Origin of the sequence: Tepidiphilus olei (assembly GCF_006980705.1) — a bacterium.
GTDB classification, from domain to species: Bacteria; Pseudomonadota; Gammaproteobacteria; order Burkholderiales; family Rhodocyclaceae; genus Tepidiphilus; species Tepidiphilus olei.
Window position 1 is genome coordinate 69,867 of record NZ_SBHO01000010.1, and the last position, 16,219, is coordinate 86,085.

15 protein-coding genes and 1 pseudogene are annotated in these 16,219 nt (G+C 66.5%); 12 read left to right on the plus strand and 4 right to left on the minus strand.

Features of this window, described 5'->3' with window-relative positions; translation table 11 throughout:
- Nucleotides 1-9: 9 nt before the first annotated feature.
- Nucleotides 10-1,173, plus strand: a complete 1,164-nt coding sequence (locus EPD80_RS10185; RefSeq protein WP_142811538.1) for a pyridoxal phosphate-dependent aminotransferase — start codon at nt 10-12, stop codon at nt 1,171-1,173.
- 208 nt (nt 1,174-1,381) lie between these two features.
- On the opposite strand, the gene EPD80_RS10190 is transcribed toward EPD80_RS10185, so the two are convergent.
- Nucleotides 1,382-2,239, minus strand: coding sequence for a lytic transglycosylase domain-containing protein (locus EPD80_RS10190; RefSeq protein WP_142811540.1), 858 nt, complete (start codon nt 2,237-2,239; stop codon nt 1,382-1,384).
- Between the two features lie 255 nt (nt 2,240-2,494).
- Entirely contained in the window at nt 2,495-3,100 is a 606-nt protein-coding gene (ampD, locus tag EPD80_RS10195) for a 1,6-anhydro-N-acetylmuramyl-L-alanine amidase AmpD (RefSeq protein ID WP_142811541.1), read from the minus strand.
- Nucleotides 3,101-3,166: 66 nt separating this feature from the next.
- Between ampD and cobU the strand changes: the two genes are divergently transcribed.
- From cobU to EPD80_RS10215, 4 genes are all read left to right on the plus strand, one after another.
- A complete protein-coding gene (gene cobU, locus EPD80_RS10200) occupies nt 3,167-3,700 on the plus strand; it encodes a bifunctional adenosylcobinamide kinase/adenosylcobinamide-phosphate guanylyltransferase (RefSeq protein ID WP_142811543.1) in 534 nt (177 codons plus the stop codon).
- An 82-nt stretch (nt 3,701-3,782) separates the two neighbouring features.
- Nucleotides 3,783-4,823: a nicotinate-nucleotide--dimethylbenzimidazole phosphoribosyltransferase gene (gene cobT, locus EPD80_RS10205; protein WP_142811545.1), complete on the plus strand. Its 1,041-nt coding sequence runs from the start codon at nt 3,783-3,785 to the stop codon at nt 4,821-4,823.
- Nucleotides 4,824-4,856: 33 nt separating this feature from the next.
- Entirely contained in the window at nt 4,857-5,636 is a 780-nt protein-coding gene (locus tag EPD80_RS10210) for an adenosylcobinamide-GDP ribazoletransferase (RefSeq protein WP_142811548.1), read from the plus strand.
- Entirely contained in the window at nt 5,621-6,178 is a 558-nt protein-coding gene (locus EPD80_RS10215) for a histidine phosphatase family protein (RefSeq protein ID WP_142811550.1), read from the plus strand. The genes EPD80_RS10210 and EPD80_RS10215 overlap by 16 nt, the downstream gene beginning before the upstream one ends.
- A gap of 226 nt (nt 6,179-6,404) precedes the next feature.
- Here EPD80_RS10215 and msbA read toward each other — a convergent pair whose 3' ends face one another.
- Nucleotides 6,405-8,165: a lipid A export permease/ATP-binding protein MsbA gene (gene msbA / locus EPD80_RS10225; RefSeq protein ID WP_221928956.1), complete on the minus strand. Its 1,761-nt coding sequence runs from the start codon at nt 8,163-8,165 to the stop codon at nt 6,405-6,407.
- 11 nt (nt 8,166-8,176) lie between these two features.
- The gene (gene polA, locus EPD80_RS10230) at nt 8,177-10,897 is read right to left on the minus strand and encodes a DNA polymerase I (protein WP_142811553.1); all 2,721 of its coding nucleotides are present in this window, start codon (nt 10,895-10,897) and stop codon (nt 8,177-8,179) included.
- Between the two features lie 68 nt (nt 10,898-10,965).
- Here polA and EPD80_RS10235 point away from each other — a divergent pair, with 68 nt between their 5' ends.
- From EPD80_RS10235 to EPD80_RS10265, 7 genes and pseudogenes are all read left to right on the plus strand, one after another.
- Nucleotides 10,966-11,691 (plus strand): LOG family protein, encoded by a 726-nt coding sequence (locus tag EPD80_RS10235; RefSeq protein ID WP_142803872.1) that lies wholly within the window; start codon nt 10,966-10,968, stop codon nt 11,689-11,691.
- Between the two features lie 91 nt (nt 11,692-11,782).
- Nucleotides 11,783-12,115, plus strand: coding sequence for a DUF2782 domain-containing protein (locus EPD80_RS10240; RefSeq protein WP_370456497.1), 333 nt, complete (start codon nt 11,783-11,785; stop codon nt 12,113-12,115).
- 13 nt (nt 12,116-12,128) lie between these two features.
- On the plus strand, nt 12,129-12,878 hold the full coding sequence (locus tag EPD80_RS10245) for a BPSS1780 family membrane protein (protein ID WP_142811556.1): 750 nt from the start codon (nt 12,129-12,131) through the stop codon (nt 12,876-12,878).
- Entirely contained in the window at nt 12,859-13,587 is a 729-nt protein-coding gene (gene nadD / locus EPD80_RS10250) for a nicotinate-nucleotide adenylyltransferase (RefSeq protein ID WP_142811558.1), read from the plus strand. The genes EPD80_RS10245 and nadD overlap by 20 nt, the downstream gene beginning before the upstream one ends.
- Nucleotides 13,584-13,949: a ribosome silencing factor gene (rsfS, locus tag EPD80_RS10255; protein WP_142811560.1), complete on the plus strand. Its 366-nt coding sequence runs from the start codon at nt 13,584-13,586 to the stop codon at nt 13,947-13,949. The genes nadD and rsfS overlap by 4 nt, the downstream gene beginning before the upstream one ends.
- A gap of 10 nt (nt 13,950-13,959) precedes the next feature.
- Nucleotides 13,960-14,430: a 23S rRNA (pseudouridine(1915)-N(3))-methyltransferase RlmH gene (gene rlmH / locus EPD80_RS10260; RefSeq protein WP_142811563.1), complete on the plus strand. Its 471-nt coding sequence runs from the start codon at nt 13,960-13,962 to the stop codon at nt 14,428-14,430.
- A 161-nt stretch (nt 14,431-14,591) separates the two neighbouring features.
- Nucleotides 14,592-16,219, plus strand: a pseudogene (locus EPD80_RS10265) (indolepyruvate ferredoxin oxidoreductase family protein); the annotation flags it as partial.

Sequence of the window (16,219 nt, forward strand, 5' to 3'; positions counted from 1 at the left end):
AGCGCGGCGATGACCCCGAGGTTCGCCGCCCGCATGGGTGAGATCGCGCCGTTTCACGTGATGGAGCTGCTGCGCCGCGCCTCCGAGCTCGAACGTGCCGGCTGCGACGTGATCCACATGGAAGTGGGAGAGCCCGACTTTCCCACGCCCGAACCGGTGCTGGACGCGGCCCGGCGCTTCCTCGCGGCCGGGCGCGTGGCCTATACGCCGGCGCTGGGTCTGCCGGCGCTGCGTGAGGCGATCTCCGCCTTCTATGCCGAGCGATTGGGAGCCGACGTCGCCCCCGAGCGCATCGTCGTCACCGCGGGCGCTTCTGGCGCCCTGGTGCTGGCGCTGGGTATCACCACCGATCCCGGCGACGAGTGGCTGCTGCCCGACCCTTCCTACCCCTGCAACCGCCACCTCGTGCGCACCTTCGAGGGGCGGGTGCGGCTGCTGCCGGTGGGCCCCGAGACGGCCTTCCAGCCCACGGCGACGATGATCGCCGCGGCCTGCGGGCCGCGCACCCGCGGCGTGATGCTCGCCTCGCCGGCCAATCCCACCGGCACCCTGCTCTCGCTCGAGGAGATCGAGGCGATCGCCGAGGCGGCCGCCGCACGCGGCGTGATCACGCTCGTCGACGAGATTTACCAGGGGCTCACGTACGGCGAGGAGATGCGTACCATCCTCTCGCGCCGGCACGACGTACTCGTCGTCAACAGTTTCTCCAAGTATTTCGGCATGACCGGCTGGCGCCTCGGCTGGCTGGTGCTACCCGATGCCGATTGGGTGCGCGAGGCGGAAAAGCTCGCCCAGCACCTCTTCATCTCGCCCTCGACGGTAGCCCAGCACGCGGCGCTCGCCGCTTTCCTGCCGCAGACCCGGGAAGAATTGGAGCGGCGACGCCACGAGTTCGCCCAACGGCGTACGCTGCTGCTGCGCGGACTCGATACCCTGGGCTTGAACGTGCCGGCCGAACCCACCGGCGCCTTCTATGCCTACGCCGACGTCTCGGCCTTGGGAGAGGCGGCCGATCGGCTCGCGCAACGCTTCATCGAGGAAGCGCACGTGGCCGTCACCCCCGGCAGGGATTTCGGCGAGCACCGCGCCGAGCACTTTTTGCGCTTTGCCTATACCACCACACAAGCGCGCATCGCCGCCGCCATCGAGCGGCTGGCCAAGATGCTACCCTGACGATCGCAACGACGAACGCATGCCTCGTATGAGCCGCCACGCGAGTGCCGGGCGAAGCGTTCCCTGGCGCGAACACCCCCTGGGCTCATCATCGTGAAGGATCGTGAGGCGTCGCACATCTCGCTCAGGACGACCCCAACCACTCTCTGCCCCGCCAGCAGGCGCGACGATTGACCTCGGCACACTGCAGCCGCCCTGCGCCGGGGAGTCAGCCCCGCTGCTGATGGTTGGCGATCTGCTCCAGACTGCGCTTCATCGACAAAACCCGCCGAGCATAGCGCCTATCGGGATCATCGATGGCCCCATTGTAGGCCTGCAAGGCAGTTTCCAGATCCCCATGCCGTTCGATGGCCTCCACCAAAACGTCGATGCCCACCATTACGTTGAGCACCGGATCGAACAACGCGCGCGCATGCACTTCCCGATCGAGACGGGCGGCGATCTTGTCGCCGTGCCATTTCGGGATCACTTGCATCAAACCCTGAGCACCGGCAGCGCTTTCGGCGAAGGGGTTGAATCCGGATTCGATGGCGATGATCGCCACCACCAGCGTTGGATCGATCCCTCGCCGACGCGATTCTTCCTCGACGGCCAGAAAGAGCGGCGTGAGCATCCCGGAAGCCACCCGATACCGACGCGCCACATGATCACGCAGCCGGCGCAACTCGGGGCTGAGCGCCTGAATCCCCAAGTGGGCATGCACCGAATCTGCCGAGGACAAACCCGCCGAAGAAGGTTTGCGCGCCTCCACTTTCTGCTTGCCGCTCACCGCCGCGGCAGGGGTTTGCGGCTGCACTTCTGTGGCACGCTCGACCACGGCATCCATGGGGCTCGAGGCATGAAGCACGTCCACCCCCGAAGATTCCTCGCCGTCCTCGTCTTGCGACAAAGACAGGAACGCCGTGACCGAGGAAGGCATGGCCGCCACTCCTGCATCGGAGACCACGGCCAGACCCAAGATACCGAAACCGATGGCGAGCAACAACAGCACGGTGGACACCGTACGCCCTGGCGCCGTCTTGCGGGACGGCTCTAGCGAATCATCATGACGCCGTTCGTCGGTCATGACATCGACCTCCTTCTTGATTCGGATGCCTTCGCCTGGACGGGAAGAATTTCACCGCACACGCGGCAAAGGCGAAAGCGACCCCGAAAGCATACAGACCAGCCGGAACGCGGCTGAATTGAGCGACGGCAGCAAGGCCGCCGCAGAGAAAAGATGAGAAACGATCATTGAGGAATTCGGAGAATAGCGTAAAAAACTCGACAAGCCAAGGACTTGGCCCATCGAGACGCAAACTCCCCCGACCCTGTTGCATTCTTACGACAGCGGTCGAGGAAGAAAACGCCCCGAAAAAAGACCGGCGATCCTCGAGCGCGCAGCGAGCGGCGCGGGCAAGGAAGACGCAAAACGATACCAATCGAAGAAAGGCCCGGGGTCGGTCTTACGACCCGGAGATATATGACAATGGCCTGCAATCGCGTCGATCCCAGGATATCTTCTTATCAATGCGGCAACGAGCGCCCCCGTTCGTTCGTACTGCGCCGGCGTGAAAGGCTGCCGATCGGAGCCTTCGAGTTCGATGCCCACGGAGAAATCGTTGCAGCGCTCCCGCCCTTCCCACCAGGAGAGGCCGGCATGCCAGGCACGGCGATCCGGAGGAACGAATTCGATCGTTTCGCCGTCGCGCCGGATGAAGTAGTGTGCCGACACGCGCAGCCCCTCGAGCGAGGCAAAGGCGGGATGACCGGCCGGATCGAGCGTGTTGGTGAAGAGCCGCTCGACCGCATCGCCGCCGAAGACTTCCGGCGGCAGGCTGATCGCGTGCAGCACCACCAGGCTGATCGGCATGCCCGCCGGGCGATCGTCGCAGTTGGGTGAGGCCACGCACCGATCGACCCAGCGTTCGAGTTCTTCCACGACCATGTTCTCCAAACCGGTTCGTCCAGGGTCTCTATAATAGGCGGTTTCAGGTTTCGGACCCGCCCCTATATGAGCACCCACTTCCTGCTCGGCGGCGCCCGCAGCGGCAAGAGCGCCCTGGCGCAACGGCTGGCCGAAGACAGCGGTCTGCCGGTGACGGTGATCGTCACGGGCGAAGCCCGCGATAGCGAAATGGCCGAGCGCATCGCCCGCCATCGGCAGGAGCGCCCCGCCCATTGGCTGACGGTGGAGACCCCCTTCGCGCTCGCCGCCGCCCTGCGCGCCCATGCCGCCCCCGATCGCTTCGTCCTCGTCGATTGCCTCACGCTATGGCTGTCGAACTGGCTGCTCGCCTGCCTCGACGAACCGCCGCGCCGAACGCCGACCGAATTCGCCGCCGAGCGCGCGGCGCTGCTCGAACTCGTGGCCGATCCGCCCGGTCCGCTCGTGCTGGTCGCCAACGAAGTCGGCCTGGGGCTGGTGCCCGATACTTCGCTCGGGCGGCGCTTTCGCGACGAGGCCGGGCGGCTCAATCAGGACGTCGCCGTGCGTGCCGCCGCCGTGAGCCTTGTCGTTGCCGGCCTGCCGCTGCAGCTCAAATAAGGTTTCCCCGAGGGAAAGCGGCGTTTCCCCCGCGATCGCGTTTGCGTACAATGCGGGCTTTCGCCCACGATCTTTCCGCCCCATGCTCGAATTCTCCCTCACACCGACGCACGATCCGGAACTCGCCGCCCGGCTGCAGCGCGCCATCGACGACAAGACCAAGCCGCGTGGTGCGCTGGGGCGGCTCGAGACCACGGCGCTGCGTTTGGGTCTCATCCAACGCCGCCTCGACCCCCATCTGGAACGCCCGCAGGCACTCGTCTTCGCCGCCGATCACGGCGCCACGCACCGGCCCGGCATCTCGGCCTTCCCGCGCGAGGTCACCTGGCAGATGGTGGAAAACTTCCTCGCTGGCGGGGCGGCGATCAACGTCTTCTGCCGGCAGCACGGCATCCCGCTCGCCGTGGTCGACGCCGGCGTGGATCACGTGTTCGCGCCGCACCCCGGCCTGATCGACGCCAAACTCGCTTTCGGCAGCAACGACTATCTCCAGGCGCCCGCGCTCGGCCGGGAATTGGCCGTGCGCTGCCTCGCCACCGGCGCCGAGCTGGTGCGCCGCCTGGCACCCGAGACCGACTGCCTGCTGCTGGGCGAGATGGGCATCGGCAACACGGCTTCGGCGACGCTGCTCACCCACTGCTTCACCGGCGCCCCGCTCGCGGCGATCACTGGCCGCGGCACGGGGCTCGACGACGAGGGACTGGCGAAGAAACGCCAGCTGCTCGAGACGGCGCTCGCGCGCGGCGGCGTACCCGCCGATCCGATCGACGTGCTCGCCGAATACGGCGGACTCGAGATCGGACAGATCGCCGGGGCGATGCTCGCCGCGGCCGAACGCCGTCTCGTCATCCTCGTCGACGGCTTCATCGTCACCGCCGCGCTCCTCGTCGCCCATGCCCTGGAGCCGGCCGTACTCGACTACTGCATCTTCTCGCACCGCTCGCAGGAGCCGGGGCACCGCCTGCAGCTCGCACACCTCGGCGCCGAAGCGCTCCTCGAACTCGACCTGCGCCTGGGCGAGGGTACCGGCGCGGCGCTCGCCTATCCGCTCGTCGTCTCCGCCGCCGCCTTCCTGCGCGAGATGGCCAGTTTCTCGGCCGCCGGCGTGGCCTCGGGCAGCTGAAGCGGTGGCACGACCACGCCTGCGCGCTCCACCATGATCCGTACCCTTTTCTGGCGGTTCGTCGCAGCGCTGCAGTTCTTCACCCGGCTGCCGCTGCCGCGCGACTTGCCCCAAGTACCGTTCCATCAGAGCGGTGCCATCGGCTTTTTCCCCTGGGCGGGACTCGTCGTCGGGCTCCTCGAGGCCGCGGTGTTGTCGTTGGCGCTCTGGCTGTGGCCCCCGACCGTCGCCGCGGTGCTCGCCGTGGCGTTCGTGGTCCTGCTCACCGGGGCCATGCACGAGGATGGCCTGAGCGATGCTGTCGACGGCTTCGGTGCCGGCTGGGATAGAATGCACATCCTCGCCATCATGAAGGACGCACGGCTGGGCAATTACGGGGCCACCGCCCTCATCCTGGCACTGGGGGCACGGGTGGCGCTCACCGCCACGCTCGCCAGCGAGCTCGGAGCGGGATCGCTGTTCGCTGCGCTCATGGCGGCGCATGCGGTCTCGCGCGGCGCCGTACTATTCCCCACGCTGGTGTTGCCCTATGCGCGCGCCGAAGACACCACGAGCCGCGCCAAACCGCTGGTTGCAGGGCTGGACAAGGCGGCGAAGCTCACCGCCACGGCCGGGGTACTCGCGCCGCTAGCCTGTCTCCCGCCGCCGGTCGCGCTCGCGGGGCTCGTCGCCGCCGCGGCCGCCGCCGCCGCATGGACCCGGCTGTGCGCCCGCCGGCTGGGCGGCTACACCGGCGACGTGCTCGGTGCCGTCCAACAAACGGGCGAAATCACCTTTTTGCTAGGAATCTTGGCTGCATGGAAATTCATCTGATCCGACATCCGCGCGTGGCCGTCGACCCGGGCTTGTGCTACGGCCACAGCGACGTACCGCTCGCCGAACCCGCAGAGGAAGCCGCCGAGCGCCTGTTCCCCTGGCTGCCAGAGCGCTTTCGCCTCTTCTCCAGCCCTTCGAGCCGAGCACACGCGCTGGCCCAGTCTCTGGGACAGCCCATCCTCGACGAGCGTCTCAAGGAAATGCACTTCGGCCAATGGGAGCTGCAGCCGTTCGAGTCCCTGGGCGAAGCCCTGGAACTCTGGGCGAAAAATCCCTTCGGTTTTCAGCCGCCGGGGGGTGAGTCGGCCGCCGAAATGGCCATGCGCGTGCTCGAATGGTGGCAGGAGACACGCGAACGCCACCAGGACGAGGAAGCGATCGTGATCGTCGCCCACGGCGGCCCCTTGCGTGTGCTCGCCGGGCACCTGCTCGGGCTGCCGCGAGAGCGTTGGCTCGCCCTCGACTTCGGTTGTGCCCAATCCACACGCATCGACCTCGAGCCCTGGGGGAGCATGCTGCGGTGGTTCAATCGAGCGTAAACCAGCGCCGCCAGCGGTTCAGCTGCCACCGGCACAATAGCCGAGGTCTATCTCCGAAGTCTAGGGAGACGCTGAATAATTGGCTGCGCGGGCGAATCGCTGCGTTGCGCGGTGCTCGCTCCCTCGCCTATCCACTCGATATGTCTCGGTCGCTGCGCTCCGTGCGCCTTGCGCTTCATCCCGCTCGCTCATTTCTTCAGCGTCTCCCTAGAGGGCACGCTGGCCTTCATGCCGCCAAATCCTCCCGGTACAGCTGGGCATAGCGCCCCCCCGCGGCGAGCAGCTGTGCGTGCGTGCCGCTCTCGACGATGCGCCCGCGCTCCATCACCACGATGCGATCGGCCCGCTCTACCGTCGTGAGACGGTGTGCGATCACGAGCGTCGTGCGCCCCTGCATGAGGGTCTCCAGCGCGGCTTGCACCGCGCGCTCGGACTCGTTGTCCAGAGCCGAGGTAGCCTCGTCGAGCACCAGCACCGGCGCGTCTTTCAGGAGGGCGCGGGCGATCGCCAGGCGCTGGCGCTGGCCGCCGGAGAGCAGTGCCCCGTTCTCGCCGATGGGGGTATCGAAGCCGTGCGGCAGGCGCTCGATGAACTCCAGTGCGTGCGCCGCTCGCGCCGCCGCAATGATCTCCTCGCGCGACACCTGCCGCTCGCCCGCGCCGTAGGCGATGTTCTCCGCCACGGTCGCGTCGAACAGCACCACTTGTTGCCCGACGTAGGCGATCTGACGGCGCAGCGCCGCGAGCCGCCATTGCGGCAAGGGGACACCGTCGAGCCGGATGCAGCCTTCGGTGGGATCGTAGAAGCGCAACAGCAGCTGGGCCATGGTCGACTTGCCGCTGCCCGAAGGGCCGACCAAGGCGACGATCGCGCCCGGCTCGATGCGTAGATCCAACCCGTCGAGCGCCCAGTCTTGAGCATTCGGGTAGCGGAAGCGCACACCCTCGTAGGCGATCTCGCCGCGGGCGCGCTCGAGGGCAAAGCTCCCCTCGTCGCGCTCCGGTGGCACGTCGAGCAGCGAGAAGATACTCTCCGCTCCGGCCAAACCTCGGGCGATACGGGCATTGACTTCGGTCAGCTGCCGGATCGGTTTGGGCAAAAGCCCGGCCGCCGTGACATAAGCCACCAGGTCGCCGGCCGTGGCGTCTCCGCGCAACCACAACACGAGCCACAGCAGAGCGCCGATCGCCACGAAGGTGACGAGCTGTATCGTCGAGCTATTTCTTGCTCCGATGCGCGCCAAGCGCAGCTGCCGCTGAAAATCTTCGTCGTTGGCCCGGGTGAAGCGCTCCAGTTCCCGCCGTTCGCCGCCAAAGGCTTTGATGACGCGCTGCGCCATCACCACCTCGGTGGCGAGCGTGGTGATGCGTCCCATCGATTCTTGGAGGCGTCGAGACGCTGAGCGAAGCTTGCGTCCAGCACTGCGCATCATCACTCCGAGCACCGGAAGCAGAACCGCCAACATCAGCGTGAGTTTCCAGTTCGACCACAGCAGATAGCCAAAGAGGGCGACCACCGTCAGCCCCTCGCGCACGACGACGCGCACCGCCTCGGTCACGGCGCCCGTGGTCATGGTCACGTCGAAGGTGAGCCGAGAGACGATCCGGCCCGAATCCTGGCTGTCGTAATAGGCCGTAGGGAGCCTCAACCCGTGAGCGAAGAGCGCCGCCCGCAAATCGTGGATGAGTCCGACGGACACCTTGGACATGGAATAAGCGCCGAGAAACGAGCCGATCCCTTGCCAGAGGGCCACCAACATCAGGGCCGCCGGCACGAGATAGAGCGTGTCGACTACCCCCCAGCCCGGCACCAGCAGCTGTGCCCGCGCCGGGTCGGTCAGGCCATCGACGAAATACTTCAGCGCACCCATCATCATCGGCTGGCCGCTGGCGAAAATCATGTAGCCGAGCAGGGCCGTGGCAAAGGCCGCACGATAGGGACGCACATAACCCCACAGCCGGCGATAGAGCACCCAGGAAGAATCCATGCTCCGTTCCATCAGTGTGCCTCGTCCCAGTTTTTCCCCACGCCGACGTCGACCACGAGCGGCACGCGCAGCTCGGCGACGTTCTGCATCTGGTCGGTGACGAGGGTACGCACGGCCTCTATCTCCGCTTCCGGGACTTCCAGCACCAGCTCGTCGTGCACCTGCAGGACGAGCCTCGCCGCGCGGCCTTGCTCCTGCAAGGCACGATGCACGCCGATCATCGCGAGTTTGATGAGATCGGCCGCGGTGCCCTGCATCGGCGCGTTGATCGCCGCCCGCTCGTCGGCCTGGCGTTGGGCCGGGTTGCGCGAGCGGATGTGGCGCAGCCACACCCGGCGGCCGTAGAGGGTCTCGACGTAGCCCTGCTCATAAGCAGTCTTTCGCGCCTGCTCCATGTAGGCCGCCACGCCCGGATAACGTGCGAAATAGCGGTCGATGTACTCCTGCGCCGCAGCGCGGTCGATCCCCAGGCTGCGCGCCAGGCCATGCGCGCTCATGCCGTAGATGAGACCGAAGTTGATGGTCTTGGCCACGCGCCGCTGTTCGGGCGTGACCGCATCGAGAGGCACCGCGAAGATCTCGGCAGCGGTGTGCTTGTGGATGTCCTCGCCGTGCAGGAAGGCCGCCACCAGGGTCGCGTCGCCCGAGAGGTGCGCCATGATGCGCAGCTCGATCTGGGAATAATCCGCCGACAGCAGGAGACAGCCGGGCGGGGCGACGAAGGCCGAGCGGATGCGCCGCCCCTCCGCCGTACGTATCGGAATGTTCTGCAGGTTCGGCTCGCTCGAGGACAAGCGCCCCGTGACCACCACGCTCTGGGAAAAGGTGGTGTGCACCCGCCCCGTGCGCGGATCGATCATCTTCGGCAGCTTGTCGAGATAGGTGTTCTTCAGTTTCGAGATCTGCCGGTGCTGCAGCAGCACTTCGACGATGGGATGCTCGTGTGCCAGGCGCTCGAGCACTTCCTCGCTGGTCGAAGCCTGCCCGCCGGCGGTTTTTTTGGCCGCTTTCAGGCCCAGCTCGCCAAACAGGAGTTCGGCGACCTGCTTGGGCGAGGCGAGGTTGAACGATCGCCCCGCAAGCTCATGGGCTTTTTGCTCGAGCGCGCGCAGCTGGGTCTCGAATTCCCGGGACTGCGCCGCGAGTACCTTGGGGTCGATCGCCACGCCGGCGCGCTCCATGGCCACCAGCACCGGCACGAGCGGACGCTCGATGTCGCGATAGACGCGTTCGAGCTTGGGTTCGGCGGCGAGCTTGGCCGAGAGCACGTCGAAAAGCCGCCAGGTGAGGTCCGCATCCTCGGCGGCATAGGCTGCCGCGCGCGCCGGCGGCACCTCGTCGAAGCCGATCTGTTTCTTGCCGCTGCCGCATACCTCGGCATACGTGAGCGGTTCGAGCGAGAGCCAGCGGCGGCTGAGCCGGTCGAGGTCGTGCTGGGCGTCGCTCTCGAGCACGTAGGACATCAACATCGTGTCGTCGATGATCCCGCCCGGCTCGGCCCCGTGCGCCGCGAGCACGTGCCAGTCGTACTTCGCGTTCTGCGCCACCTTGCCCTCGGCTGCGGCGAACCAGGGTGCGAGCCGGCGCAGCACTTCTTCGCGCGGCAGCTGCGGCCCGACTTCGAGCCCACGATGCGCGAGCGGAATGTAGCACGCCCGACCTGGCCCCACGGCGAAGGAGATGCCGACGAGGGAAGCCTTGCGCGCGTCCAGGCTGGTCGTTTCGGTATCGAACGCCACGCGGGCGCCCTGCTCGATTTCACCGAGCCAGCGCTCGAATTCGTCCCAGTCGGTGAGGCAGGCGTAGGCCGAACGCCGCGCCGCGGCTTGCGCCGGCGATTCGAACCCGTCATCGCCGCTCGACTCGGCCGCCGCCTCGACTCCCTGTGCCCGCAGTTCATTCAACCAGGTGCGGAATTCGAGCCGTTCATAGAGCGCGAGGAGTTTCTCGCGCTGAGGCGGCCGCGCCTGCAGATCTTCCAGCCGCACCGGCAGTTCGAGGTCACAGCGCACGGTCAGGAGCTTTCTTGCCAGCGGCAGAAAATCGCGTGCCGCACGCAAGTTTTCCCCCACCTGCCCCTTAATCTCGTCGGCGTGCGCCAGCAAGGCATCGAGCGAACCGTATTGCCGCAGCCATTTCGCTGCCGTCTTGGGGCCGCAGCCCGCCACGCCGGGGACGTTGTCGACCGTGTCTCCCACCAGCGCCAGGTAATCGACGATGCGCTCGGGCGGAACGCCGAATTTCTCCTCCACGCCCTGGGCGTCGAGCTTCTCGCCGCGCATGGTGTCGACCCACAAGACCCCCGGTCCAACGAGTTGGGTGAGGTCCTTGTCGCCGGTGGAGATCACCACTTCCCAGCCTCGCGCCAGCGCCTGGCGGGTGAGCGTGCCGATCACGTCGTCGGCCTCCACTCCCGGAATCACCAGGAGCGGCCAGCCCTCGGCCTCGATCGCCTCGTGCAGCACGGGAATCTGCGCTGCGAGGTCCTCGGGCATCTCGGGGCGCTGCGCCTTGTACTGCGGGTACCACTCGTCGCGAAAGGTCTTGCCCGGTGCATCGAACACGCAGGCCCGATACGGCGCGGGGAATTCCTGCGTCAGGCGCCGCAGCATCGACAGCACCCCGCGGATGGCGCCCGTGGGCTCTCCCCGGGAAGTACGAAGATCGGGCAAAGCGTGATACGCTCGATAAAGATAGCTCGAACCGTCGACGAGCAGCAGACGCGTCGTCATGGCGTCTCTCACAGAGGCTTGCAAACGGGCAACTATACCGCGGTTCGGCGCACGATGAAAGGAAGACCATGCCGTTGAACGACAAACTCCCCAATCCGGTCGTCGACCCCAAGGACATTCAATACAACGGGCGCGAATCCTGGCGCATCTTCGGCATCATGGCCGAATTCGTCGAGGGCACCGAGCGGCTCGCCGCCATCCGCCCGGCGGTGAGCATCTTCGGCAGCGCCCGTGTCGTGCCGGACCATCCTTATTATCTGCTCGCCGAGCGCATCGCGCGCAAGCTCTCGGACGCCGGGTTCACCGTCATCTCCGGCGGCGGCCCCGGAGTGATGGAGGCGGCCAACAAAGGCGCCTACTTCGGCAAGAGCCCTTCGGTGGGGCTCAACATCCAGTTGCCGCACGAACAGCACGCCAACCCCTATCAGGACATTTCGCAGACGTTCCGGCACTTCTTCGCGCGCAAATACATGTTCGTGAAGTTCGCCTCGGCCTACGTCGTATTGCCAGGTGGATTCGGTACCCTCGATGAACTTTTCGAGGCCATGACGCTCATCCAGACCGGCAAGAGCCGGCGCATCCCTCTGATCCTGGTACACCGCCCATTCTGGGAAGGGTTGCTCGAGTGGGCACGCGAGCGGCTCGTGGGAGAAGGCATGATCGACCCGGGCGATCTCGACATCGTGCAGATCATCGAGGATCCCGACGAGATCGTCGCGGCAATCTTCCGATACTACGAGAGCCGCGGTTTCGAACCCCTGCCGACCGAACGCGAGCTGATGCTCAACCTCTGAAAACATCGAAGAAAAGCGCGTGGCTGCCCGCCGCTAAGGTAGAATGCCGACAGGAAGCTTTGCCGCCGGAATCGCACCCATGAAATCCAGCATTCGCCCATTGCTATTCACCGTACTGCTCGCGGCCAGTTCGGCCTGGGGGCAAACTGCGCGCCCTCCGCTGGAACCCATCCCCGAACCACCGCCCTTGCCCGGACCCATCACCGAAGAGGATCTGCTCGAGCCTCAAGTGACGATTCGCAAGGAAGGGGAAGACGAAGTCACCGAATACCGCATCGGAGGGCGCGTCTATATGATCAAGGTCGTACCGGCCCATGGGGGCACACCGTACTATCTGATCGATCGTACCGGCAATGGCGTGATGGAGCGATTCGACGGCACGCCCGAGCTCTCCGTACCGATGTGGATCATCAAGTCCTGGTGAGCGCCGGCTTCGCATGCACGCCCACATCCTTGGATATTCGCACGGCTGGCGCTGGATCACCGAAGGGTTCGCGCTGTGGCGCCGCGCCCCCGCGCTCACGAGTTACGTGAGCTTTGCCTACGTCCTGCTGCTGTTGCTCGCCTCGAGCCTGCCCTACCTCGGTCAGTTTCTCGCAGCACTGCTCATGCCCATCCTTTCGATCGGCGTGCTCGAGGGCATGGCGGCTGCCGAGGGCGGGCGCCGTCCGGGACCAGAAGTGCTCTTCACCGGTTTTCGTGGGCCGTGGCGCTCGCTCGCCGCGCTGGGTGCTTTTCAGCTGGCGGGAAACCTGCTCGCCGTACTCGCCACGATCCTCGTCGACGGCGGCCTGATGCTCGGGCTGTATCGCGGTACGATCGATCCCGCCTCGCTCGAGAGCGAGCCCCAGCTCCTGTGGCCGTTGCTCGTCTGGCTCGCGATAGCGCTGCCGGTGACCATGGCCTACTGGTTCGCCCCGGCCCTGGTCGCCTGGCACCGGCAACCTTGGCCCAAGGCGCTCTTTTTCAGTTTCTATGCCACCCTACGCAACTGGCGCGCCTTGCTCGTATATGCGTTAGGTATTGCTGCCGTCGTTTTCGCCCTGGTGCTCGTGTTATCCTTTCTGGCCGCGCTCATCCATCCCTACGTGCTCGGCATCGCTCTGTTCCTGCTGCCGCTGGTACTCGTGCCGACGCTCTTCGCCGGGCTCTACCTGCAAGTACGCGATGTCTTCGGTCCCCGCTAACGCCTCACTGCGGCCGATCGGCATACTCGGCGGCACGTTCGACCCGATCCACTACGGCCACCTGCGGCTCGCCGAAGAGGCGCGCGAGGCGCTCGCGCTCGAGCGCGTGCTCTTCATCCCGGCAGGCGACCCGCCGCATCGCCCCGCGCCGGGCACCCCAGCCGTCCATCGGCTCGGCATGGTCCGCTGCGCCCTCCGTGGCCATGCCGCCTTTCGTGCCGACGATCTGGAGTTGCGCCGCAGCGGCAAGAGCTACACCGTCATCACCCTGGAAACCTTGCGGCGCCGCTACGGTCCACGCCGATCTCTCGTGCTGATCCTCGGCGCCGACGCCTTCTTCGGCCTACCCTCGTGGCACCAGTGGCAGCGGCTCTTCGAACTGGCCCACGTGCTCGTCGCCATGCGGCCAGATTTTCCGCCGCCCTGGGGCAGCGAACCGCCCGAAGACGATCCGCCCGAGCCCGGCGCGGGGCTACCGCCGGCCTTGCAGGACGTGCTCGCTGAGCGGCGCGCGCCCAAACTCGCGCGGCTGGCCGAAACGCCGGCCGGCCTCGTCGGATTCTTCCGCAACACGCCGCTCGCCATCTCGGCCACCACGATCCGCCGGCTGCTGTACGAGGGACGCAGCGCCCGCTATCTCTTGCCGGAGGCGGTGCTGCGCTACATCACCACCCATTCACTGTACCAAGGAGACCCTAAAAACCCATGACCACCACCGACACCCTGCTCGATGCCGAAGCCATCGCCGCCCTGTCCGTCGAAGCCCTCGAAGACGTCAAGGGCGAGGACATCCGCGTGTTCGACACGCGAGCGCTCTCGCCGCTCTTCGATCGCGTCGTCGTCGCCAGCGCCCAGTCTACACGCCAGACGAAGGCGCTCGCCCAACGCGTGATCCAGCGCGCCAAGGAGGCCGGCATCCCCATCGTCGGCGTCGAGGGCGAGGCTCTGGGCGAATGGGTGCTCGTCGATCTCGGATCGGTCGTCGTACACGTCATGCAGCCGGCCGTGCGCGCCTACTATCGCCTCGAAGACCTGTGGCAGCACGGCGCCACTGCCCGCCAAGGCACCTGACCGACGCACGATGAAGCTCACCCTGCTCGCGGTGGGCACGCGCCTGCCCGCTTGGGCCGAGACGGCCTGCACTGAATACGCGCGGCGTTTTCCCCCGGATTTGCCACTGACGATCGTCGAAGTCAAGACCGAGCCGCGCACCGGCGGCAAATCGGTGTCCGAGCTCAAGCGCCGCGAAGCCGAGCGCCTGCGCGCGCAGATCCCTACCGGGGCACGCCTCGTCGCGCTCGACGAGCGCGGTGTCGACCTCAACACGAAGCAGCTCGCCGATCGGCTCCAGTCCTGGCGCCACGACGGGCGTGACGTGGCGCTCCTCATCGGCGGCCCCGACGGGCTCGATCCCACGCTCTTGCAGAGCGCCGACGAAACGGTGCGTCTCTCCAGCTTGACGCTGCCACACGCGCTCGCCCGTGTCGTCCTGATCGAGGCGCTCTATCGTGCCTGGAGTCTGACGACCGGTCATCCCTATCATCGCGAATGAACCCTTCAGGGTTTACCCGACTGCCGTCATCGACCATTTGACACTAGGCTTACTCCTCGACTAAGCTGAAATGCAAAGGGGCGCCTACCCGCGCGCCCGATCGCATGGACCCCCGCCGACTCGCCACGAGCGAACCCGGCGGATGAACGGAGGAGACACCGATGGCCAGCACCCCTGCCACCACGCCCGCCGTGGCCACCCCCCTTGCGTCGCTCGACGACCGCTATCGCGTCACTGGACGCGTCTATCTCACCGGCTACCAGGCACTCGTGCGCCTGCTGCTCATCCAGCGCGAGCGCGACGAAGCCGCCGGGCTCAACACGGCCGGTTTCGTCTCCGGCTACCGGGGCTCGCCGCTCGGCGGACTCGATCAGACTTTGTGGCGCGCCAAGGAGCATCTACGCTCGCATCACGTCGTCTTCCAGCCCGGCGTCAATGAAGATCTCGCCGCCACCGCCGTCTGGGGCACCCAGCAAGTGGGGCTCTTTCCCGGAGCCAAATACGACGGCGTCTTCGCCATGTGGTACGGCAAGGGACCGGGGGTCGATCGCTGCGGCGACGTCTTCCGCCATGCCAATGCCGCCGGCACTTCGCGCTTCGGTGGCGTGCTTGCCGTGGCTGGCGACGACCATGCCGCCAAGTCCTCCACACTACCGCACCAGACCGACCACGTCTTCAAGGCGCTGATGATGCCAGTGCTCGCCCCGGCCGGCGTGCAGGAATACCTCGACCTGGGCATCCACGGTTACGCCCTGTCGCGCTACTGCGGCTGCTGGGTGGCCTTCAAGGCTCTCGCCGACACGGTGGAAACCTCGGCCTCGATTGACGTCGATCCCTTCCGCATCGAAACACGCATCCCCGAGGACTTCCCCCTGCCGCCCGACGGGCTCAACATCCGCTGGCCCGATCCGCCGCTGGTGCAGGAGAAACGGCTGCTGCACCACAAGCTCTACGCCGCACTCGCCTACTGCCGCGCCAACGGGCTCAATCACGTGGTCATCGATTCGCCGCAGCCGCGCCTGGGCATCATCACCTCCGGAAAAGCCTATCTGGACGTGCGCCAGGCGCTCGACGATCTGGGCATCGACGAGGAGCTCGCCGCCCGAATCGGCATTCGTGTCTACAAAGTCGGCATGGTCTGGCCACTCGAGGCCGAAGGCGTGCGCCGCTTCGCCGAAGGGCTCGAGGAGATCCTCGTCGTCGAGGAGAAACGCCAGCTCATCGAATACCAGCTCAAGGAAGAACTCTACAACTGGCGTGAGGACGTGCGCCCGCGAGTGATCGGCAAATTCGACGAAAAAGGTGAATGGGCGCACATCCTGCGCCCCGATGGCAAAGTGGACCACGGTCAGTGGCTGTTGCCTGCCGCGGGGGAGCTCAACCCGTCGCAGATCGCCCGGGTGATCGCCCAGCGCATCGCGCGTTTCTACACCTCCGAGCACATCCGCGAGCGCCTGGCCTTCCTCGACGCGAGCGAACGCGCCCTCACCGTTCGCCCTCCCGTCGCTGAGCGCATCCCCACTTTCTGCCCCGGATGCCCGCACAACACCTCCACGCACGTGCCAGAAGGAAGCCGGGCGCTGGCCGGTATCGGCTGTCATTACATGGTCACCTGGATGCCCGAACGACGCACGGCCACGTTCACCCACATGGGCGGAGAGGGCGTCCCCTGGGTCGGTCAAGCCCCTTTCACCGAAGAGCGCCACCTCTTCGCCAACATGGGCGACGGTACCTACTTCCACTCGGGCATCCTCGCCATCCGCCAGGCGGTGGCCGCCGGGGTCAATAT